This window comes from Rhodococcus sp. ABRD24 (genome assembly GCF_004328705.1).
Lineage (GTDB): Bacteria > Actinomycetota > Actinomycetes > Mycobacteriales > Mycobacteriaceae > Prescottella.
The window spans coordinates 2804704-2827417 of sequence record NZ_CP035319.1; the positions used below are offsets into that span (position 1 = coordinate 2804704).

At 65.8% G+C, this 22714-nt stretch carries 18 protein-coding genes; 14 read left to right on the top strand and 4 right to left on the bottom strand.

Annotation, left to right across the window (positions count from 1 at the left end; all coding sequences use genetic code 11):
* Nucleotides 1-72: 72 nt before the first annotated feature.
* Complete coding sequence (locus tag ERC79_RS12385) at nt 73-561, bottom strand: PaaI family thioesterase (protein WP_131578568.1); 489 nt, start codon at nt 559-561, stop codon at nt 73-75.
* Nucleotides 562-685: 124 nt separating this feature from the next.
* Here ERC79_RS12385 and ERC79_RS12390 point away from each other — a divergent pair, with 124 nt between their 5' ends.
* The gene (locus ERC79_RS12390) at nt 686-1444 is read left to right on the top strand and encodes a lysophospholipid acyltransferase family protein (RefSeq protein WP_131578570.1); all 759 of its coding nucleotides are present in this window, start codon (nt 686-688) and stop codon (nt 1442-1444) included.
* Between the two features lie 43 nt (nt 1445-1487).
* Here ERC79_RS12390 and ERC79_RS12395 read toward each other — a convergent pair whose 3' ends face one another.
* Together ERC79_RS12395 and ERC79_RS12400 are read right to left on the bottom strand one after the other, a co-directional pair.
* Nucleotides 1488-1700 (bottom strand): helix-turn-helix transcriptional regulator, encoded by a 213-nt coding sequence (locus ERC79_RS12395; RefSeq protein ID WP_131578571.1) that lies wholly within the window; start codon nt 1698-1700, stop codon nt 1488-1490.
* Entirely contained in the window at nt 1700-2122 is a 423-nt protein-coding gene (locus tag ERC79_RS12400) for a hypothetical protein (RefSeq protein WP_131578573.1), read from the bottom strand. Before ERC79_RS12400 ends, ERC79_RS12395 begins: the two co-directional genes overlap by 1 nt.
* A gap of 202 nt (nt 2123-2324) precedes the next feature.
* Here ERC79_RS12400 and ERC79_RS12405 point away from each other — a divergent pair, with 202 nt between their 5' ends.
* Nucleotides 2325-3149, top strand: coding sequence for an HAD family hydrolase (locus ERC79_RS12405; RefSeq protein WP_131578574.1), 825 nt, complete (start codon nt 2325-2327; stop codon nt 3147-3149).
* A 70-nt stretch (nt 3150-3219) separates the two neighbouring features.
* Here the strand turns inward: ERC79_RS12405 and ERC79_RS12410 are convergent, their stop codons facing one another.
* Complete coding sequence (locus tag ERC79_RS12410; protein WP_131578576.1) at nt 3220-5274, bottom strand: N-acetylmuramoyl-L-alanine amidase; 2055 nt, start codon at nt 5272-5274, stop codon at nt 3220-3222.
* Between the two features lie 382 nt (nt 5275-5656).
* On the opposite strand from ERC79_RS12410, the gene ERC79_RS12415 reads away from it, so the two are divergent.
* From ERC79_RS12415 to fadD32, 12 genes are all read left to right on the top strand, one after another.
* Nucleotides 5657-7363: a SpoIID/LytB domain-containing protein gene (locus tag ERC79_RS12415; RefSeq protein WP_131578578.1), complete on the top strand. Its 1707-nt coding sequence runs from the start codon at nt 5657-5659 to the stop codon at nt 7361-7363.
* A gap of 332 nt (nt 7364-7695) precedes the next feature.
* Entirely contained in the window at nt 7696-8916 is a 1221-nt protein-coding gene (glf, locus tag ERC79_RS12420; RefSeq protein WP_131578579.1) for a UDP-galactopyranose mutase, read from the top strand.
* A 71-nt stretch (nt 8917-8987) separates the two neighbouring features.
* Entirely contained in the window at nt 8988-10865 is a 1878-nt protein-coding gene (locus ERC79_RS12425; RefSeq protein ID WP_242676882.1) for a glycosyltransferase, read from the top strand.
* Nucleotides 10849-11364, top strand: coding sequence for a phosphatase PAP2 family protein (locus ERC79_RS12430; RefSeq protein WP_131578583.1), 516 nt, complete (start codon nt 10849-10851; stop codon nt 11362-11364). The genes ERC79_RS12425 and ERC79_RS12430 overlap by 17 nt, the downstream gene beginning before the upstream one ends.
* The gene (locus ERC79_RS12435; RefSeq protein ID WP_131578585.1) at nt 11361-12266 is read left to right on the top strand and encodes a decaprenyl-phosphate phosphoribosyltransferase; all 906 of its coding nucleotides are present in this window, start codon (nt 11361-11363) and stop codon (nt 12264-12266) included. The genes ERC79_RS12430 and ERC79_RS12435 overlap by 4 nt, the downstream gene beginning before the upstream one ends.
* A 28-nt stretch (nt 12267-12294) precedes the next feature.
* The gene (gene zomB / locus ERC79_RS12440; protein ID WP_131578587.1) at nt 12295-14193 is read left to right on the top strand and encodes a flagellar motor control protein ZomB; all 1899 of its coding nucleotides are present in this window, start codon (nt 12295-12297) and stop codon (nt 14191-14193) included.
* Nucleotides 14194-14562: 369 nt separating this feature from the next.
* Complete coding sequence (locus ERC79_RS12445) at nt 14563-15561, top strand: alpha/beta hydrolase family protein (RefSeq protein ID WP_131578589.1); 999 nt, start codon at nt 14563-14565, stop codon at nt 15559-15561.
* Between the two features lie 229 nt (nt 15562-15790).
* Nucleotides 15791-17680, top strand: a complete 1890-nt coding sequence (locus ERC79_RS12450; protein ID WP_131578591.1) for an alpha/beta hydrolase-fold protein — start codon at nt 15791-15793, stop codon at nt 17678-17680.
* A gap of 131 nt (nt 17681-17811) precedes the next feature.
* Complete coding sequence (locus tag ERC79_RS12455) at nt 17812-18363, top strand: DUF732 domain-containing protein (RefSeq protein ID WP_131578593.1); 552 nt, start codon at nt 17812-17814, stop codon at nt 18361-18363.
* Between the two features lie 9 nt (nt 18364-18372).
* Nucleotides 18373-19353, top strand: a complete 981-nt coding sequence (locus tag ERC79_RS12460; protein WP_131578595.1) for a cutinase family protein — start codon at nt 18373-18375, stop codon at nt 19351-19353.
* A 189-nt stretch (nt 19354-19542) separates the two neighbouring features.
* Nucleotides 19543-20544 (top strand): LLM class F420-dependent oxidoreductase, encoded by a 1002-nt coding sequence (locus ERC79_RS12465; RefSeq protein WP_131581047.1) that lies wholly within the window; start codon nt 19543-19545, stop codon nt 20542-20544.
* Nucleotides 20545-20797: 253 nt separating this feature from the next.
* Nucleotides 20798-22693 carry a long-chain-fatty-acid--AMP ligase FadD32 gene (gene fadD32 / locus ERC79_RS12470; protein WP_131578597.1) on the top strand — a complete coding sequence of 632 codons (1896 nt, stop codon included), beginning with the start codon at nt 20798-20800 and terminating at the stop codon, nt 22691-22693.
* Nucleotides 22694-22714 lie beyond the last annotated feature (21 nt).

Below are 22714 nucleotides of genomic sequence, written 5' to 3' on the forward strand. Positions count from 1 at the left end.
CCCCGGACGAAGGGACCGTTCACACGCTCACGGCGCGCGAAGGGTCCCTTCGTCCGTTGAGGGGAGCGTGTGTCAGCGCAGGATCAGGCAGGTGGTCGACGCCGTCGCCAGGAGCCGGTCCTGTTCGTCACGGACCTCGGCTCGCGCGGTCGCAGTGGTGCGGCCGGTGTGTTCGGAGAATCCGTACACACGGATGGATCCCTGTTCGGCCTTGATGCCACGGATGTACCGGACGGTGATGTCGAGGGTCGTGTAGCCGACACCGGCCGGCAGGGTGCTCGAGACAGAGAAGCCCATCGCGGTGTCGATCATCGTGGCGATGACGCCGCCGTGCACACTGCCGACGGCGTTGTAGTGCCATTCGGCGGGCTCGGCCGTGATCTCGACGAATCCCTCTCGGGCGTCGGTCACGCGGAAGCCGAGGGTGCTCGCAGTGGGGTGATGCGGGACTGTGCCGTCAACCAGTCCCCGGACGAACTCGAGTCCGCTGAGGTTCCGATTGGCCTCCGCGATGGGGGCGGGGTCGTTCCAGCTGTAGGTGCGCTGACGTTCGGGAGACACCCGTCAGACCGTACCCGCGCCCGCGGAACGTGACACGCAGAGCATTGTCGAGTGTTCGACATCCACGCCGGCGGACAGTGCTGGCACTGCCGCAATCACGACCCGCCGACTAGGGTGGCTCATCGTGGAACCCTTCTACCGAACGATCATCGGCGTCGCTCGAGGCATCTTCGCGGCCCAGGGACTGAAGTTCACTGTCACCGGCGCGGAGCATTTTCCGGCAGACGGGGGCGCGGTGGTCGCCATCAACCACACCGGGTACATGGACTTCACGTATGCCGGTCTGCCGGCCCGTGAGGTCAAGCGGTACATCCGGTTCATGGCCAAGAACGACGTCTTCGTCAACAAGATTTCGGGCCCGATGATGCGCGCGATGAAGCACATTCCGGTCGATCGGTCCGCCGGTGCCGACTCGTATCGCGCCGCGGTGCAGGCGCTGCGGGACGGAGAGTTGGTGGGCGTGTTCCCCGAGGCGACGATCAGCCGCAGCTTCGAGCTCAAGGAGTTCAAGTCGGGGGCTGCGCGGATGGCGCTCGAGTCCGGAACTCCGATTATTCCGATGGTCATCTGGGGCTCGCAGCGGGTGTGGACCAAGGGCTTCCCGAAGCGTCTGGGCCGCACCAACACGCCGATCTCGATCGCGGTAGGTGAGCCGATCGCGCCGTTCGAGCCGGCCTCCGAGATGACGGCGCTGTTGCACACGCGGATGGAGACGTTGCTGAACGGTGTGCAGGCGAACTACGACCATCCAGCGGGCGCGTACTGGGTTCCCGCCCGCCTCGGCGGTAGTGCGCCCACCCTCGAGGAAGCCAACGTCATGGACGCCGACGAGGCCGAGGCGAAGGCTGCGGCGCGCCGATCCCGGGAGACCGGCGGGCGCTGACAAACTGCCGCGGATACCTGATGTTCGTCGGTCGCGCGTGCAGTCAATCCACTTGTCGTCCTTGGAGATCGGGGGCAAAGATGTCCTCGATGTGCCGGTCGAACAGGTGCGCGATCCGGAAGGCCAGCGGCAGGCTGGGGTCGAAGCGGCCCTTCTCGATCGAGATCACCGTCTGTCGTGAGACCCCGAGTTCCTTGGCCAGCGCAGCCTGGGACCATCCGCGCTCGGTTCGCAGCGCGGCGAGCGTGTTGTCCATCAGGCGCCCCGGCCCCTGGCCAGCAGATAACGCACGCTGGCATCCAGCGCGCCCAGCACGATCACGCCGGACAAGACGGCTGAGCCGCTGATCTCGATGTCCAGGATCGATGCGGCGGCCAGCAAGATCCCCGCCCCGACGATCAGGTCCAAGAATGCGCCGCTGGTAGCCCGCTCGGTCCAGCGGGCCTCGACGTTGTCCTCGGCATGCGGGTCGGGCTTCTCCATGTGAGGTGCCACGAGCGTTGCCCAGGCCAGGGACAAGCACGGCCCCGCCGTGGCGGCAGTGAAGACTGCGAAATTCAGCCACCACCCGCCCGTCTCGCGCAGCCAGCCGGCGCCCGCGCCGAGCGCGGCTGCCGAGCCCAACCCGACCAAGGTCATCAGGGCGTAGGACGAGGCAGGCGCTTTGATCTTCTGCACCGTGGTATCGAATGAGTTTGGCACAACTGAGAGTCAAGTCTATTTGACATGCAGTGTCAAGGAAACTTGACTGAATCGGGCCCATGGCGAGCCTGCCGGCGGGCACCGCGTCGTTGCCTTCCGGCTGCCGGGGCTGGTGAGGTAGCGCTCATCCCCTCGATCGGCGGGGCGGGATGTCGCCGGGAAGGGGCACAATGGCCCGGTGTACTCCGAACTCCCCAGCCTGGTCGCCAGTGATGTCGACGGCACCCTGATCGACAACGACGAACGTGTCACCGCACGTACTCGGGCGGCGGTGCAGTCCGTCGTCGAGTCCGGCACACCGTTCGTCCTCGCGACGGGTCGCCCGCCACGCTGGATCGGCCCGGTGGTCGACGGTCTGGGTTTCGCGCCGCTGGCGGTGTGCGCAAACGGTGCGGTGCTGTACGACAGCGAGGCCGACCGCGTCATCAGCGCGGCGACGCTGTCGCTGGAGACGCTCGCGTGGCTGGCAGATCTGGTCGAGTGGGCACTGCCCGGCGCCGGGATGGCGGCCGAGCGGATCGGTGCCACCGCACACGACACCGCCACCCCACAATTCGTCAGCACGCCCGGTTACGAGCATGCCTGGCTCAACCCCGACAACACCGTAATGGCGCCCGAGGACATCCTGTCGGCACCGGCCGTGAAGATGCTGATCCGGGCGGCGGGGATGAGTAGCTCCGAGATGGCGGCGACACTCCGTCCGCTGGTGGGGGACCGTGCGGATCTGACGTACTCGACTGACAACGGTCTGATCGAGGTGTCGGCGCGGGGCGTGACGAAGGCATCCGGGCTGAGGCTGATGGCGCAACGACTCGAAGTCCGCGAGTCGGGGATCGTCGCGTTCGGCGATATGCCGAACGACATCCCGATGCTGTCGATGGCCGGCCTCGGCGTCGCGATGGAGAACGCACATCCGGAAGCAAAGGCCGCGGCCGACGAGGTGACCACAACCAACTCCGATGACGGCGTCGCCCGGGTCCTCGAACGTCTCTGGGCCGACTGAGCCTGCGGCACCCGGACGAACGCGACGGCCCCCCACTTTTCGTGGAGGGCCGTCGCTTTGTGCGTTGTTGTCAGTTGATCGGCACAGGTGCCTCTGACGCGGGGTCGATCGGTGCCTGGGCGGATTCCGCTGCGAGCGGAGCCGCGGCCGGGGCCAGTGGCGCCGACGCGCCGGACTGATCGATCACTGGGGGCACCTGCGTGACCACTCCGGTGGCCTCGTCGAACACCAGCGAGCCGCGCTCGAAGTCGGTGCGGAAGCCGCCGGGTACCGCGTACTCGTCGCTGATCGGCAGGCCCACTGGGCTCAGTTCGGCGCCAATGGACTTCCAGGTCTCGAAGATCTTGCCGAGGACCGTGAACACCCCGCCGTTGGGGGAGGTGAAGATGGCACCGTTCTGGAACAGTGCGTACAGCTGCCCCGCCGCGGTGGTCAGCAGGCCGGTCAGTGCTGCGCCGACCTTGCTGCGGTTACCGCCCTCGGCGAGCCACTTCTGCGCGATCGGGTTCGAATCGGCCAGCGACAGAATGCCGTTGACCACTGAGGGAATGTGCTGCGTCAAATCCAGCGAACTGCCGCCGCCGGTCCCGCCGCCAGTGTTGGTGCCACCACCCGGATTGGGCGTGGGAGGCGTTCCGCCCCCGCCTCCGCCGGTGCCGGCCGCGATGTCGCGAATCTGGCCCATCTTGGTGTAGCCGACATTGCCGGGGCATTCGGTGTATCCGACGTCGCGGTGCGCGAAGATGATCGGCAGGTCGACCGCAGCCCCGATGGGGTACTTCGAGAACTGAGTGCCCTCGGAGTACATCCGGGTCGTGCCCTTGGGATTGAGGCCTGCGGCCTTGAGACGCCAGCCGAGGAACTTGCCGACCGACTCGATTGTGGCCTGCGGCGGCGCGACGCTGGTGAAGTCGCCCATCATCGCGACGCCGACGGTGTTCTCGTTGAAGCCGCCGGCGTGTGCGCCCTGGACCGGACGGTCGAGGCCGCCGAAACGGCCCTCGAAGATCTGGCCGTAGCGGTCGACGAGCACGTTGTAGCCGATGTCGCACCAGCCCAGCGTTTGCGCGTGGTAGGCGTAGATGCCGCGAACGATGCCGGCAGACTCCTCTCGCGTGTAATTGTTGCTGCCCGCGGTGTGGTGCACGGTGGCGCCGCCGAGCGAGTCGTCATAGGTAGTTCTGCCGCATCGGATGCCCTCGTTGGCGCCCCAGTCCTTCCGCGAGATCACCCGCACTCCGCCGACCGAGGTCGGCGTCGCGATATCGGCGAGATTCGAATCCTGCGGTCCGCTACCGGGATTGATCAGGACGGCAGCCACATCATTCGCGGTGAGTGCTGCCTCGCGCAGTGGCTTCGACACGGCGGCCGGTACATAGCCGAGCGGCTGCGGAGCCTCGGGCGATGTCTCGGGCGCGGGCGCTTCGGCGGGTGCCGGATCGGCGGGAGCCGCCGGTTGAGGTGACGACTCGGCCGCCGGAGTCGGGGTCGGCGCGCCGGAGTTCTTCGGAGTCACCAGCACCTGCACCGCGTTGGTCTCGCCGACGAAGACGGGCTCGGTGCCCTGCTTTCCGGTCGACGTCGCCTGGTCGCTGCTACCGGTGTCGATCAGATCGGGGGTGATCCACTCGCCCCACGAGCCGTCCGCCAGCTTCGCGCGCACCTGGCTGATCGTCGATTCGAGGTTGGAGGCGGTGAGCGCCACCATCGAGAACGGGGTGTCCTGGGTGACTTCCTTGACGGTCGCGCCGAGCCGATCCGGCGTGACTGCGTCGGGAACCGGGGTCGGAGCTGCGATGTCACCCGGCGCAGCCGGCGTGGTGAGTTCGGGGGGCAGCGGAATCGTGCCGCCGCCAGGAATCGGGATCTCTTCCGGCAACTGCAGGTCACGGAGACGAATGTCGGGCAGGTTCAGCCCGGTCAGCTCCTTGAGCGGGATCACGATGTCCGGCAGCGATGACAGCACGACCTCGGCGATCTGGGTCTCGATGGACGGCGATGTCTCGCTGGCGGAACGCACGTCCGAAGGCGTGCTGTTGAGCGCCTGGACCGCGAACGGTGTGCCGACGGCCAGTGCGGCGACCACGCCCAGAACGATCGAATTCTTCGGTCGACGGTGCGGCAAGGCGAATCCTCCTCGTGATAATGCGCGGGGTGTCTTCGTGCGCTGCGAGCGACCTTTCGGTCGGACCGATCCCGGATGGATCGGGGTCCGGACTGAATCCTGGGCGCTGTTCCGGGACGAAGTCCATAGATCGTTCGATGATGTCTGCAACTTGTGATGCAGATGTTACCCATGTGACTGCTGTTACTTATGTGTCAGATGTTGCCAACTGCAGCCACAGTTGCCACACTAGTCCCAAACATCCTTAACGCTCAACCTTAGCTTGAGTCTTTTCGCGAGTGTGCAGGTCCACCGGCTGTTCCGCACGAGTGCCGCGTCACTCGAGGCCCGGATCCGGTCCGACTGCGAGTGATGTCCGTACTTCCCTGATGAGGAGCGCAGTATGGCGAACCCCCGCTTCCGAGCAACCGTGAACCGCGGTGGCCGGACCCGCCGCAAGCGGTTCATCGTCGGGCGGCGGCCGTCGCTCGCCAGGGTGACGGCGTTCGGCCTCGCACCGGCACTGGTCGTCGGAACCGCGGTCGCACTGTTCGCCGTCGATCGCAGTACCGGTCCGTCCATCGCTCCTGTCGTGGCAGCGGACACTCAGTACACATTGAACGGTCACGGGTACGGTCACGGCCGCGGAATGGGGCAGTACGGCGCCTACGGTTATGCCAAGAACCACGGCTGGCCGGCCGAGCGGATCCTCGGCCATTACTACGGCAACACCACTCTCGGACCGATCGACGATCCGATGGTCGGTGTCCGGCTCGTCGGCCGCGACGACAAGCGGCTCGACGTCTACTCTCCGGCCGGCCTGAACGTTGCCGGCCGGTACTTCGGTCCCAACTCGGCGGCCTACGTGACCCCGAAACCGGGGGGCGCCGACGTCGTCATCACCGCAGGCTGTGGCGGGCGTGAGGTGTGGAGGGGTTCCACCAATCATCCGTGGGTCGATCCGGTGAACCTGGCGCCTGACCGTCCGGGCAACGAGCATCTGCGTATGTGCGATGGCAACGTCCCGTATCGCGGTGCGATGGGGGCTCTGCGTGACGGTGGCGGCGCCTGGCGCACCGTCAACCGCGTCGCGATGGAGGACTACCTCTATGGCGTGGTGCCGGCCGAGTCCATTCCCTCGTGGGCCGACTCGGGCGGCAAGGAGGCGCTGCGCGCTCAAGCAGTAGCCGCGCGCTCGTACGCTGCCGCAGAGAACCGCTATGGATACGCCGAGACGTGCGACACCCAGTCCTGCCAGGTGTACGGCGGTTCTTCCAGGGAGGACTGGCGGACCAGTGAGGCCGTTCGTTCCACGTTCGGGAAGGTGCTCAAGCGCGGCAACAAGATCATGGCGGCCGAGTTCTCCTCCTCGTCGGGCGGATTCACCGCCGGGGGCGTCTTCCCGGCAGTGGTGGACGACGGGGATGTCGTGTCTCCGAACCGCAACTGGACCCAGACGGTCTCGGCCGGTCAGATCGCCAATGCGTTCGGCGTCGGCGAGCTGCATGCCTTCGAGGTGATCGGCCGCAACAACCTCGGGGCCGACGGTGGCCGAGTCACGCGGGTCCGGGTTGTCGGATCCGCCCGCACAGTCGAGGCCACCGGAGACGAAGCCCGGTGGAAGCTCGGTCTCAAGTCGGACTGGTTCACCGTCAACCAGGGGGCGGGTATACCCGGGATTCCTGGGCTGCCGTTGCCTCCGGGATCTCTCGACGCGATTCCACTGCCGCCGCTGCCCGAGCTTTCGCCGGGGTCTCTCGGTGCGATTCCGCTCCCGCCGCTGCCGCCGATTCCGCTCCCGGCGCTGCCTCCGCTGCCCGGCTCGGTCGGCCCGGTGGGGATCGCCGAGCCCATCGCCGCTCCCGTTGTCGACTCCCTGCCCGCCGCCGATCTGGAGTCACCGATCGAGGCGAAGTACCGGGAACTGGGTGGGCCGGCCGGCACCCTCGGTGAACCCACCGGTCCGGAAATGATGCTGCCCGACGAGTCGGGCAAGTTCCGGTCCTATGTCGGCGGCACCATCGTGTGGACGCCGTCGCTGGGCGCGCAGGCTGTCGACTCGAACGTCGTCCTCTCCTGGCTGCCGGCGACCTCCGGCGGCACCGCGTAGCAGCACCTCGGATTCCGGCCTATCGGGCAGGATCCGCCCCGGAACTCGGGGTAGATGCTGCCCGATTCCTGCTTCCCCGTTGTCTGCTCCTATGTCTGTTCCTACTGCCTTGACTCCCTACTGCCTTGACCTTGTCTGCCTCGCTGGGAGAGACGGCGTACGCGAGCGGTGACGCGTGGTGGACCGCGTTGTCCGTGGACGACAGGGCGGGTTGCCGACAACGGAAACTCGACATCGCAGCCGACTACGGGCGCTGCGCGCTTGTGCGCCTTTCCAGTGGTTCGCGCCACCGGAAAGGCGCACAGGCGACGGAGTCGCCTACCCTGTTTTCCGTGACTGCCCAAATCGCGCCCCAGCCTTCCGCAGGCCAGTACGACCTGATCATCGTCGGATCCGGATTCTTCGGTCTGACGATCGCCGAGCGGGCTGCGACGCAGCTCGGAAAGCGCGTGCTCGTCGTCGAGCGCCGCCACCACCTCGGTGGCAACGCGTACTCGGAGGCGGAGCCCGAGACGGGCATCGAGATCCACAAGTACGGTGCCCATCTGTTCCACACATCGAACAAGCGGGTCTGGGACTACGTCAATCAGTTCACCGAGTTCACGGGCTACCAGCACCGGGTGTTCGCGATGCACAAGGGACAGGCGTACCAGTTCCCGATGGGTCTGGGCCTCGTGTCCCAGTTCTTCGGCCGCTACTTTTCGCCGAACGAGGCGCGCGCGCTCATTGCCGAGCAGGCCGCCGAGTTCGAGACGAAGAACGCGTCGAATCTCGAGGAGAAGGCGATCTCCCTCATCGGCCGTCCCCTGTACGAGGCGTTCGTGCGCGACTACACCGCCAAGCAGTGGCAGACCGATCCCAAGGAGCTGCCCGCCGGGAACATCACTCGCCTGCCGGTGCGGTACACGTTCGACAACCGCTACTTCAACGACACCTACGAGGGCCTGCCGGTCGACGGTTACACCGCATGGCTCGAGAACATGGCGAAGGACGCGAACATCGAGGTCCGCCTGGACACCGACTGGTTCGACGTGAGTGACGATGTCCGCGCCGCGAGCCCCGACGCCCCCGTCGTGTACACGGGCCCGCTGGACCGCTACTTCGACTACGCCGACGGCGAGCTCGGCTGGCGAACCCTGGACTTCGAGACCGAAGTGCTGAGCGATTGTGGCGATTTTCAGGGCACCCCGGTGATGAACTACAACGACGGGGACGTGCCGTTCACCCGGATCCACGAGTTCCGCCACTTCCATCCGGAGCGGGACTACCCGAAGGACAGGACCGTCATCATGCGGGAGTTCTCGCGGTTCGCGGAGAGCGGCGACGAGCCGTACTACCCGATCAACACCCCTGAGGACCGCGCCAAGCTCGAGGCCTACCGGGACCGGGCCAAGGCCGAGACCGTGAACGCGAAGGTCCTGTTCGGTGGCCGCCTCGGTACCTACCAGTACCTGGACATGCACATGGCGATCGCGAGCGCGCTGTCGATGTTCGACAACACGCTGCGCCCGCACCTCGAGACCGGGGCCGCCCTGGTCGGGGACGACGCGTGAGCGCCCGTCGTCAGCCGGTCGCCAAGTCCGCCGAAGGCGCTACCCCAGCGCGGGAACTCCGTGGCCGCGCCCTGCTGCAGCGGGTGTTGCTGCCGCGCGCCGGTGAACCACTCGACGTCCGCTCGCTGTACATGGAGGAGTCTGCGACCAATGCGCGTCGCGCGCACGCCACCTCGCGCACGTCGGTATCGATCGGTGCCGAGTCCGAGGTGTCGTTCTGCTCCTACTTCAATGCCTTCCCCGCGAGCTACTGGCGCCGGTGGAGCGTCCTCGGGTCGGTGATCCTGCGGCTGGAGCTGTCCGGGCACTGCCGGGTGGACGTCTACCGTTCCAAGGCCGATGCCTCACGAATTCATGTGGAGGGCAAGGAGTTCCGCGAGGGCGTCCTCGAGTTCGAGATCGATCTCGGTCCGTTCGAGGACGGCGGCTGGATCTGGTTCGACATCACCACCGACACCGAGGTGGAACTGCTGAGCGCCGGCTGGCACGCGCCGATCGACGCGCAGGGTGAGGCCAGTGTCGCGGTCGGCATCCCCACCTTCAACCGCCCCACCGACTGCGTGAAGGCCCTCGCGGCGCTCGCGTCGGATCCGCTGGTGATGGATGTCGTCAAGCACGTCATCGTGCCAGACCAGGGCACGCGCAAGGTGCGTGACGAGCCGGGCTTCACTGAGGCCGCAGCGGCCCTGGGAGACAAGCTTGCGATCCACGACCAGGGCAACCTCGGTGGGTCCGGTGGCTACAGCCGCATCATGTACGAGGCGCTGAAGACCTTCCAGGCGAGCGAAGCGACCGGGAAGAACGACCCAGCCTGCGACTTCATTCTGTTCATGGACGACGACATCGAGATCGAGCCCGATTCGATCCTGCGCGCACTCGCGATGTCGCGATTCGCGAAGAGCCCGATCCTCGTCGGCGGGCAGATGCTCAACCTGCAGGAGCGCAGCCACCTGCACACGATGGGCGAGGTGATCAAGCGCGAGAACTTCATGTGGTCCGCGGCGCCCAACGTCGAGTACGACCACGATTTCGCGAAGCGTCCGCTGAGCGACCGAGAGCGTTCGGGGCTACTGCACCGGCGCATCGACGTCGACTTCAACGGCTGGTGGATGTGCATGATCCCGCGCCAGGTCGCCGAGGAGATCGGCCAGCCACTTCCGCTGTTCATCAAGTGGGACGACGTCGAATACGGTCTGCGTGCCCGGGCCGCGGGCTACCCGACGGTGACCATGCCCGGCACTGCGATCTGGCACATGGCGTGGAGCGACAAGGACGACGCCATCGACTGGCAGGCGTACTTCCATCTCCGTAACCGGCTGGTCGTGGCGGCGCTGCACATGCAGGGCAACAATGCGGGCTTGCTGGTCCTCGACACGGTCAAGGCCACCGTCAAGCACCTACTGTGCCTCGAATACTCCACGGTTGCGATCCAGAACCTCGCGATCCAGGACTTCCTCGCCGGGCCCGAACATGTCGCCGACCTGCTGCCCACCGCGCTCGGTACGGTGCACGCGCTGCGTAAGGAATACCCCGACGCCGTCGTGCTGCCGTCCTCGACGAGCTTGCCGCTGCCCTCCCGAGAGGACGTCGGCAACGTCAGCCTGCCGACCAACAAGGTGGCCATCGCCACCCGTCTGGTCAAGGGTTTGGTCCACAACTTCCGGAAGTCCAAGCCTGAGCACCTCGAGCAGCCGCAGCTCAACGTGCCGACGCTCGACGCCCGCTGGTTCCTGTTGTCGCAGGTGGACGGCGTCACCGTCACCACCGCAGATGGCCGCGGCGTCGTCTACCGCAAGCGTGACCCCAAGATTGCGGCGCGACTGCTGAAGGAGTCTCTGCGCCTGCGCCGCGAACTCGTCGAGCGGTTCCCCGACCTCGAGCGCGAGTACCAGGCGGCCGTGCCGGAGCTGACCAGCAAGGAGAGGTGGGAACGTGTCTTCGGCATCTGAGGTCCGGATCCTGCAGACCGTGCAGGGCACGATCGGCTCGCATCCCCAGGTGATCCGGGCGGCGCGCGGAATGTCGCACTTCGGTGAGCACGCTCTCGGCTGGGTGGCCGTCGCCGGTGTCGGTGCGGCACTCGACAAGCCGCGACGCCGCCGCTGGGCCGGCGTCGCGATCGGTGCCGTCGGCGCGCATGCGGCGTCGATCGTCATCAAGCGTGTCGTCCGACGGCCGCGCCCGAACGACCCGTCCGTGCAGGTGAACGTGTCGACGCCGAGCAAGCTGAGCTTCCCGTCGTCGCACGCCACCTCGACTACGGCGGCGGCTGTGCTGCTCGGACGGCTCACCGGGCTACCCTTGCCTGCGGTACTGGTCCCGCCGATGCTGCTCTCGCGCCTTGTTCTCGGGGTGCACTACCCAACCGATGTCCTTGCCGGATCCGCACTCGGGGCCGTGTCCGCGGCGGCAGTGCTGCGGGCCGAGCAGAAGTTTGGAGTGAAATGAGCGAGGAGCCGGCGGTCGTCACCGGACCCCCGAAGAGCCTGGCAGGCGGGATCGTCAAGGCCGTCCGTCCGCGGCAGTGGGTCAAGAATGTGCTCGTGCTCGCGGCGCCGCTCGCGGCCGGGTCCGTCACCGAGCTCGACGTCCTGATACCGGTCGCGCTCGCCTTCGTCGTGTTCTGCATGGCAGCGTCGGGCATCTACCTCGTCAACGATGCGATGGATGTCGAGGCCGACCGGGCGCACCCCACGAAGCGGTTCCGCCCCATCGCGGCCGGGGTACTGCCGGTCAACATGGCGTACGGCATGGCCGTCGTGCTCCTGGCGGGTTCGATCCTGCTGTCGTTCGCCGCGAACTGGCAGCTGGCGGTCGTCATGTCGGTGTACATCGGGATTCAGTTGGCGTACTGCTTCGGTCTCAAACACCAGGCCGTCCTCGACATCTGCATCGTCTCGTCAGGCTTCCTGCTGCGCGCGATCGCCGGCGGTGTGGCCGCCGAAATCCCGCTGTCGCAGTGGTTCCTGCTGATCATGGCGTTCGGGTCGCTGTTCATGGCGGCCGGCAAGCGGTACGCGGAGCTGCAGTTGGCCGAGCGGACCGGTGCCAAGATCCGCAAGTCGCTCGAGTACTACACCGGCACCTACCTGCGGTTCGTCTGGACGCTGTCGGCCACTGCGGTCGTGATCTGCTACGGACTGTGGGCCTTCGAACAGGACCGCGCCAACGACACCAACTGGTTCGCCATCTCGATGGTGCCGTTTACGGTTGCGATCCTGCGGTACGCGGTTGACGTCGATGGTGGTGAGGCGGGGGAGCCGGAAGAGATTGCACTGGGCGACCGGGTGCTCCAATTCCTCGCGATCGCCTGGATCGGAGTAGTAGGTGTCGCTGTCTACCTCGTCTGAGTCGACACGCACCGCCGACGAACCCGTAGTGGATCGGAGCCAGGGCAGCCGAATCCCGCGTGCCGTGTTCGTCGGCGGCGTCGTGCTCACCGCACTCCTGTTCGCGTGGGGGGCGTGGCAGCGGCGCTGGATCGCCGACGACGGTCTGATCGTGCTGCGCACGGTCCGGAATCTGCTCGCAGGCAACGGTCCCGTGTTCAACGCGGGCGAGCGGGTGGAGGCGAACACCAGCACGCTGTGGACGTACCTCGTCTATGGCTTCAGCTGGGTCACTCAGGCCCGCCTCGAGTACGTCGTTCTCACTCTGGCGCTGGTGCTCTCCGTGGCGGCGATCGTGCTGGCGATGCTCGGTACCGGCCGGCTCTACCGTGGTCGATCGGCTGCCGGTTCCGGCACTCTTCTGCTGCTCCCCGCCGGGGCGATTGTCTATATCGCGGTCCCGCCGGCCCGCGATTTCGCGACGTCGGGGCTGGAGAGCTGCCTGGTCATCTTCTGGATCGCGCTGCTGTGGTTGCTGCTGGTGCGGTGGGCGCAGACTTCGGCGCCCACGATGCGGTCGGTGCTGTTGCTCGCGTTCGTCGCCGGCCTGGGTCCACTGGTCCGCCCCGAACTCGCGATCGTCGGTGGCCTCGGGTTGCTGCTGATCTTCCTCTCTCCCATCGGGTGGAAACTGCGGGTGTTCATGGTTGCAGCGGCGGGCATCGTGCCGGTCGCGTACCAGATCTGGCGCATGGGCTACTACGGGCTGCCCTATCCGAACACCGCCGTCTCGAAGGATGCGGGCGGCGCCAAGTGGTCCCAGGGGTTCGCCTACCTGTGGAACCTGGTCGGCCCCTACCTGCTGTGGCTGCCGCTGGTTCTGCTCGCTGTTGCCGTTGCGATGGCGTGGTGGCGCGAACCCGGCGAACACGGAGGACCCGGCGCCCAACTCGAGTCGAATGGTGATCTGGATCACTATCGTGTGCGCGGGTGGACCGGATTCTCCCGACGCTTGCATTCGCCGGCTGCTGTCGTGGTTTTCATTCTTCTCTGCGGTTTCATTCTCGCGATCTATTCGCTGCGTGTGGGCGGCGACTTCATGCATGGCCGGGTGCTTCTTCCTGCGCTCTTCTGTCTTATCGTTCCGATCTCGGTCCTGCCGCTGCGAGTTCCGCCTCGCACTGAATGGGGCAAGAATAATTCGACGTTGGCATTCGGTATTTCCGCAATCGCCTGGCTCGCGACGATGATCTGGGCGTTGTTCGCCGCCAATACGGTCGGAATGCCGACAGGCGCAATCGTCGGAAAATCCGGAATTGTGGACGAACGCGCGTTCTATTCGCTCAACACCGGTCACCGGCATCCGATCCTCGCCGAGGACTACCTGGACTATCCGCGGATGCGCGCGATGGTGCAGGCCATTGCGGACACCCCCGAAGGTGGACTCCTGCTGCCGGCGCCGGCGTTCACCTACTGGGACGTCGTGCCACCACCCGAGCCGATTCCGGAGGGTGGGGCCGGGCACACCGTCTACTTCCTCAACCTGGGCATGACGAGTATGAACGTCGGCCTGGATGTGCGGGTGATCGACCAGATGGGCCTGGCTTATCCGATTGCGGCGCACACGGAACGCCTCGAGGACGGCCGGATCGGCCACGACAAGGTGCTCTATCCGGACTGGGTGGTTGCAGACACCGGCATGGTCGACCTTCACCCGTGGATGCCCTGGTACCTCGACGAGGACTGGGTGGCACAGGCTGAGGTGGCCCTCACCTGTCCCGAGACCGTCGAGTTGCAGGAGTCGTACCGGTCCGAACTGACCTGGGCGCTCTTCAAGCGCAATCTGCGGAATGCGCTCGAATACGCGGACTATCGGTTCGATCGCGTGCCCAAGTACGAGATCCAGCGGTGCAAGCTCGAGATGCCAGTTCCGCGCGAGGGAAACTAGACGCCTTTTCCGAAGCTGGCATGTGTGTGAATTACACGGGTGGGATTCGATTGGGGTGCTGCGCGAAAGAAACCACGAACGGGCAATTCGGGCGGACTTCCGGGGATCGTAAAATCGGGCGAAGTCATCTCGGATGTGTAACGGCTGAAGGCTGCGAGACGATGTTCCCCGTGGTGATTGCAATGGCACATTGACCTGGCTTGAACGTTTGTCAGAGACCGTCCAGTCGCATACAGTCCACCACGCGCAGTGTGACCTGGAGCAGTTTCCTCACCGGCCGGAAGGCTGGATCGAGGGGGTCCTGCCCACCGACGGAGTCCACCGGGCCGCCCAGGCGGATGCCGGAGATGAAGAAAGAGAGCAGTGTTCATGCGTTTAGCTCGACCAAGGCTGTTGCAGCGTCTCAAGCGGCGTGCACTCGGCGTGACCGCTGCAGCGCTCGTTCTGCCGGTGGTCGCCGGGATCGCCGGGACCGCTGCAGCCTCTGCTGCACCGGTCGCGCACCGCGCCCCCGCAGGTGGCTACGAGGAAGTCTTCGTCGATTCGAGCATGGGCCCGATCAAGGTCCAGATCCAGTGGGCGTCCCGTGGTGGCAACGCGGCGCTGTACCTGCTGGACGGACTGCGCGCACGCAGCGACCGCAACGCATGGACCTATGAGACCAATGCGCTCGATCAGTACCGCCACGACAATCTCACGCTCGTGATGCCGGTCGGCGGTCAGTCCAGCTTCTACTCGGACTGGTACGCGCCCAGTAACTTCAACGGCCAGCAGGTCACCTACAAGTGGGAGACGTTCCTTACCCAGGAGCTGCCCGCCTATCTCGAGACCCGCGGCGTCTCACGCAGCAACAACGGTGTGCTCGGTCTGTCGATGGGTGGCTCGGCCGCACTGACGCTGGCCGCTTACCACCGTGATCAGTTCAAGTTCGCCGGATCGCTCTCCGGCTATCTGAACATCTCCGCACCCGGTATGCGCGAGGCCATCCGCATCGCGATGCTCGACGCCGGCCGCTTCAATGTCGACTCCATGTGGGGCCCGCCGTGGAGCAAGGAGTGGCTGCGAAACGACCCGTTCGTGTTCGCGCCCAAGCTCGAGGGCATGTCGTTGTACATCTCGGCAGCCAGCGGCTTGCCGGGTCAGTACGACAAACCGCGGAAGGCCATCGACTACTTCAACACGACAAACGCAATGGGTCTCGAGGCGTTGTCGCTGATCAATACTCGCGCCTTCCAGTTGCGACTGGCGACGCTGAAGATCCCGGCCACTTTCAGCTTCCCGGCCAACGGCACCCACTCGTGGGCTTACTGGTCTGCCGAGTTGTGGCAGGCTCGCGGCCAGATCCTGGACACCCTCAAAGCTTGGTGACCTGGGATCACGACCTGAACTCGAGATGCTCGCCCCGCGCCCTCCGCGGTTGCGGGGGATGGCATTTCGGACCTTGGGAGGACCCCGCGTCCGCCCGCCCAGTTTCACAAATGCACCACCCATACCAGCGCGGCACACCTGTTTGGACGCTTCCTTCGTGTAGTAAGGAAGCGAAGTTCTGTCCCATGAACGGCGGGGGAGTCCGCTGTGACGAAGGAGAGTTGGTCCGATGCGAGTAGGTCTCGAGCGGCCCGAGCGCCGAGATAGAGCGGGCGGAGGCTGGCGGAGGCGTGCCCTCGGCCTGGTGGCCGCGGCGCTCGTAATGCCGATCGCAGCGGGGCTGACCTCTGGTGGCATCGCCACCGCTCAGTCGATCGGCACCCCTGGATCACCCTCGACCGTGCAGTCGGGGCCGCCGGGCACCGTCCAGAAGGTCGATTGGATCACCGATCGCCGTGTGGCCCTGTGGGTCAACTCGCCGTCGATGGGTGTCCCGATCCAGATCCAGCTGCTCTTGGCTCGCGACTGGAATGCCAAGCCGGAGGCTAAGTTCCCCGTCGTCTACATGCTCGACGGCATGCGCGCGCGGGACGATGAGAACGGCTGGACGCTCGAGAGTGACGCGGAGTCTTTCTACGCGGACAAGAACGTCAACGTCGTGCTCCCGATCGGCGGTCAGTCCAGCTTCTATGCCGACTGGCTCGACCAGAACAACGGGCAGAACTACAAGTGGGAGACGTTCCTCACCAAGGAACTTCCGCCGGTTCTCGAGAGCAGCTGGCGGACTACGCAGACGCGAGGCGTCGTCGGTCTGTCCATGGGCGGCACGTCCGCGATGATGCTGGCGGCACGGAACCAGGGCTTCTTCAAGTTCGCCGGTTCGCTGTCGGGCATCCTCACCACCACCACACTCGGTATGCCGCAGGCCATCTCGTTCGCGATGAGTGACGCTGGCGGATTCGACGCCGGTGCAATGTGGGGCAACCCCACCAATGACGCGTGGGCTGCGCACGATCCGTATCTGCTCGCCGACAAGCTCAAGGGCGTCAGCCTTTACATCTCCAGTGGCAGCGGCACCACCGGGCCGTACGATCAGCCGTCCGGCATCCCGGGTATCAGCACCAACTACGCGGGCATGGGTCTCGAGATCCTGTCGCGGCTGACGTCGCAGACCTTCGCGACCAAGCTTCGCAAGCTCGGTATCCCCGCGACGGTCAACTACCGCCCGTCGGGCACACACACGTGGCCGTACTGGCAGTTCGAGCTGCACCAGTTGTGGCCGCAGCTCGCCACCACGCTCGGTGTCGAGGTTGACAAGCCGGCTTGCGCCCCGGGTGGTGCCATTGCCGGTGTCGCGAACTCGAGCCCGTGGATCGGCGACTGCCTGACGGGTGAGTACGGGGTTCCGGGTGGCATCGCCCAGGACTACCGTTTCGGCCGCATCTTCTTCAGCAACCCCACCGGCACCCATGCTGTGGCCGGCCGGGTCGGCGGCGCCTACCAGAACGCCGGGGGACCCGGCGGAGTCCTCGGTCTCCCGACCACCGGTGAGCTCGGAACCCCCGACGGTCGTGGCCGGTTCAACCACTTCCAGAAGGGCTCGATCTACTGGACCCCGCAGACCGGTGGATATGCCGTGAGCGGTGCGATCAAGGACGAGTGGGCCAAGCAGGGCTACGAGAAGGGTCCGCTGGGTTACCCGACCGCGGATCAGATCAAGACCCCTGGCAAGGACGGTCTGGTGCAGGGCTTCGAGATCGGCGCCATGTACTGGAGTCCGCAGACCGGCGCGAACGCCGTCCAGGGCATGATCATGAAGAAGTACGGCGAACTGAACTGGGAGAACGGGTGGCTCGGCTTCCCTCAGACCAGTGAGATCAAGGTCAAGGACAACGGCCGGTTCAACCAGTTCCAGAACGGCAACATCTATTGGAGCCCGGGCACCGGCGCCTGGTCGGTCAAGAACGGCCCGATCTTCGACGCTTGGAAGTCCGTCGACTACGAGAACGGTCGCATCGGCTTCCCGATCAGTGATCAGTTCGACGTTCCGGGTGGTGTGGAACAGCGGTTCCAGCGTGGCGTGATCACCATCAGGGACGGCAAGGCCGACATCCGCTGATTGTGAGCCGACTCCGTGCGGGCGGTGACAGGATCCACGATCCGGTCACCGCCCGCACGGCATCTGTAGCCTGTTCGAAGAGTCGATACCGGTTCGTAGTCGACACGACACCAGCAAACGCAAGGACTGATATGCCGCACTTCTCCCGCACCCGTTCCGTGCTCGGCCGCACCGTGGCTGTCAGTGCCCTGACGCTCGTCGCCGGCGGCCTGCTGGCGGCGTGTGGCAGTGACGACTCGTCGGCGACCGGCAGTCCGACGTCGTCGTCCGCCTCGCCTACGACCTCTGCCGCGGTGAAGAGTGGGGCATCGCAGACGCCGGCGGCCCCGCCTGTCACGGTCGCGGGGGACGCGGCCACCGCCCCGGTCGAGGAGCCGCAGGCGCTGCCCAGCGATTTCCCCGGCCCCACCGAGATCCCGTTGAGTCCGCGGGGTCAGGCGTTCCTGGACGCGCTGCAGAAGGAGGGCATCACGCCCGCGGCCGGCGGGGTCATCGCGATCTCCACGGCCGACTACATCTGCGCGGCGCAGCAGCAGGGCAGCTCTCCCGGGGAAGTCACGACATTCGTGACAGCTGCTGTGGGTAGTGAGGCAACCGCCGCAGGGCAGCAGTTGTCGGCGGACCAGGCCGCGAAGAACGCGCAGGTCTACATCCGCGTTGCACAGGCTCAGTACTGCAAGTAGTACCGGCACATGACGAGAGCTAGCGGAGCGCGGAAGTCGCAGGGACGGCGTAGGTTCGGCATGGTCGCCGTGTTGGCGGCGATGCTGGTCCTGTTGTTGGTCGTGTTGGCGATCTGGTACATGATGGCCGGTCGGGTCCCTAAGCCTCCGGCTCCTACGCCGCCCGGGCCGACGCCGCCCAGCGCGCAGCCCGCCGACTGTCCGGACGTCCAGGTGATCGCGATTCCCGGCACATGGGAGTCCAGCGCGTCGGACGACCCATACAACCCGACGGCGAATCCGGCGTCACTGATGCTCAACGTCACACGACCGCTGCAGGCGGAGTTCTCGCCACAGCGCGCGGATGTCTACACGGTCCCGTATGTTGCGCAGTTTTCGAATCCGATCGCGCTCCCGCCGGACGGTCAGGAGTCGTACAACAACTCCCGCGCCGCCGGCACCACGGCTGCCACCGACGTCATGAGTCGTCGGCATGCCGAGTGTCCGTTGACGACCTACCTGCTCACCGGTTTCTCTCAGGGTGCGGTTATCGCGGGTGACATCGCAGCGCGGATCGGCATGGGCGACGGCCCGGTGCCGGCGGATCGGGTGCTCGGGGTAGGCCTGATCGCGGACGGTCGTCGGGATCCGGCAGCGGCACCCACGATCGGCCCGCCTGTTGCGGGCGTCGGCGCCGAACTATCGCTCGCGGGCCTGAAGATCCCCGGCATCACGATGACCGGTGCACGCCCAGGAGGCTTCGGTGCACTCGGTGACCGGACGGTGCAGATATGCGCCCCCAGCGACGGCATCTGCGACGCCCCGGCGGAAGCGCTCAAGTTCGGCAATCTGCTCGGTAGCGCGACCCGTCTCGGCGAGTACTACAACAATCCCGTTCACGCGCTGTACAACTCGTTCGTCGTCGACGGCAACGGGACCACTGCAACTCAGTGGATCACGGGCTGGGCCACCGGGAAGATCGAGTCCGCGCCGACGCCGGCACACGAGTAGTAGCGAATCGAGTAGTAGCCAATCGTGCCGATCGGGTCTGTCGATGCGGCTCCGGATGGCATATCCGGCCGGTAGTGTCCGTCCTCGTGCCCCGATTACGGGTTGCGCTTGCGAATCCCTATGCTGGTGGGTTGTTGACCGACAGGGTTCCACCGTTTCCGCATGCGTGAACTGAGGAAGAAGGCTTTGATGAGTTCCACCGACAACTCGGATCCCCGAGTGCCGCGTAAGTTCCGGTTCGCGGCCGGTGGCGAAGGTAACGCCGAAGAGGGCGGTGCCCGTCGATTCATCAAGCTGGCGCAGCAGGCGGAGGAGCTGGGATACGACAGCTTCATGATTCCCGATCATCTCGGCAACCAGGTCGGTCCCATTGCGGCGCTCGGTGCGCTCGCGGTCGCCACCGACAAGATTCGGCTCGGGACTGCCGTCCTCGCGAACGGCTTCCGGCATCCGGCCGTCCTCGCGAAGGACGCAGCAACCATCGATGTGCTGTCGGGTGGGCGTCTCGAGCTCGGTATCGGTGCCGGCTGGATGAAGGAAGAGTTCGACAAGGGCGGCATCGAGTACGAGCGCCCGGGAGTCCGGATCGCGAAACTCGAAGAATCGCTGCAGATCCTGGACACGCTGCTGCGTGGTCAGGAATGCAACTTCGAGGGCAAGCATTATCAGATCCGCGGACTCAAGGGCAGCCCGCGTCCGCGGCAGGGTCCGCGGCCCCCGATCGCCGTCGGTGGCGGTGGCCCGAAGATGCTGGCGTTGGCGGCAAAGTATGCCGATGTGATCTCGGTCGCGACCCCGACGAGCGCGGACGGTCGCCTGCTGCTGTCGGGAATCACGATGGAGAAGACCATCGAGCGTGTCGAGCGGATCCGGGAAGCCGCGGGAACCCGGTTCGATGACATCGAACTCAACTGGACCATCACGATGATCCTCGTCACTGACGACCGTGAGCAGGCGGCCGAGATGGCGTTGGCGGCGCTCGACCAGGGTTTCCCACCGAACATCGAGGTGGACGCCAGGCTTTCGGTCGAGGAGATCTTGAACTCGCCCTACCTCGCGATCGGGTCCCACGAGGAGATCGCGGACCAGATCCGTAACGTGCGGGAGAAGACGTCGATGTCATATGTGGGCGTCTTCCCGACCCAGATGGAAGCTTTTGCGCCGGTGATCCCGCTGCTCCGAGACGAGTAACAGATGCGCATCTGTAACATGTTGCTGGTTTCGAGTCGATGGACAGACGCGTAGGCGTGTCGTCCACGTCCCGCATGTTGCAAGTGGCTACAAATGACCAGGTGGCCGCGGGCGACAGTATGCAACTGCCAGTAACGACAAGTAGTGACAAGCAGTGTCAAGCAGTGACAAGCAATGAATCCGCGCGGCGAAGGAAGTCTGGGGCGCAACCATGCCGGTTGATGGTTGTGTGATCGCTTCGACAGGAGAAGGAATGAACGCATTGTTCGACGACTACCTCGACGAACAGGGCCATATCCGGCTCACACCGGGGCACACGCTGGTGGACTATGTCGACGAGCACACACGCAACAACGCGGGAGATCTGGCATATCGCTACATCGACTACTCGCGTGAGCGTGACGGTGAGGCCCACGAGCTGACCTGGGGCCAGTTCGGGTTGCGTCTGCGTGCGGTCGCTGCTCGCCTGCAGCAGGTGACCGAGCCCGGCGACCGGGTGGCGATTCTCGCCCCACAGGGCCTCGACTACGTCATTTCCTTCTTTGCTGCGATCCACGCCGGAAGGATCGCGGTTCCGCTGTTCGATCCGGACGAGCCTGGTCACACCGACCGTCTGCACGCGGTTCTCGGCGACTGCGAGCCTGCCGCGATCCTCACCGCGACGTCCTCGGCCGCGGGTGTTCGTCAGTTCTTCCGGGCACTGCCTGCGGCGAAGCGGCCGCGCATCATTGCGGTCGACGCGATCCCGGACAGCGTCGGCGAGACCTGGGTCCGTCCGGACGTCGGCCTCGACGACATCGCGTATCTGCAGTACACCTCCGGCTCGACTCGTGTTCCGGCCGGAGTGGAGATCACCCATCGCGCGGTGGGCACCAACGTTCTGCAGATGGTCGATTCGCTCGAACTCACCGAGCACTCGCGCGGTGTCACATGGCTGCCGCTGTACCACGACATGGGCCTGCTGACAGTGATCGTGCCCGCGCTCGGCGGACAGTACATCACGATCATGAGCCCGCGGGCGTTCGTACAGCGTCCGTACCGCTGGATCAAGGAACTTGCGGCCGTCACCGACGGTGCGGGCACCTTCGCGGCAGCTCCCAACTTCGCCTTCGAGCACGCTGCCGTGCGCGGCCTGCCGAAGGAGGGCGAGTCCCTCGACCTGAGCAATGTGATCGGCCTGATCAACGGCTCCGAGCCGGTGACGGTGTCGTCGATGCGCAAGTTCAACGAGGCGTTTGCCCCGTACGGACTGCCCAAGACCGCGATCAAGCCGTCGTACGGCATGGCCGAGGCGACCCTGTTCGTCTCGACCACCAAGCACAGCGATGAGGCCAAGGTCATCTATGTCGACCGTGACGCGCTCAACGGCGGTCGCATGGTTCGCGTCGATCAGGATGCGCCCGGTGCGGTCGCGCAGGTTGCGTGTGGCCACGTTTCGCGCAGCCAGTGGGCGGCGATCGTCGACCCCGAGACCTCCACCGAGTGCGCCGAGGGCCATGTCGGCGAGATCTGGCTGCACGGTGACAACATCGGTCAGGGCTATTGGGGCCGTGAGCAGGAGACCGCCGAGACCTTCCACAACAAGCTGCTGAATCGTCTGCCGGAGAACAGCGAGGCCGAAGGCGCGCCGGACGACGGCAACTGGTTGCGCACGGGCGACTACGGCGTCTATGTCGACGGCGAGCTGTACATCACGGGTCGGGTCAAGGACCTGGTGATCGTCGACGGTCGCAACCACTACCCGCAGGATCTCGAGTACTCGGCGCAGGAGGCCAGCCCGGCGCTGCGTCCCGGCTTCATCGCTGCGTTCGCGGTTCCCGCGAACCAGCTGCCGACCGTTGTGTTCGAGAACTCCCACTCGGGTCTGCAGTTCGACCAGGACGATGCGTCGGAGCAGTTGGTGATCGTCGCCGAGCGGGCGCCGGGCGCCGGCAAGGCTGATCCGCAGCCGATCGCGGATACCGTGCGCGCCGCCATCTCGTCCCGCCACGGTGTCACCGCGCGCGATGTGCTGCTGGTGCCGGCCGGGTCGATTCCACGTACGTCGAGCGGAAAGCTGGCGCGTCGTGCCTGCAAGGCGAGCTACATCGAGGGAACGCTGCGTGGCGGTCACGCCCAGACCGCTTTCCCCGATAGCGTTTCCGACTAGTCCTTTCCTGACGGGTAGCTT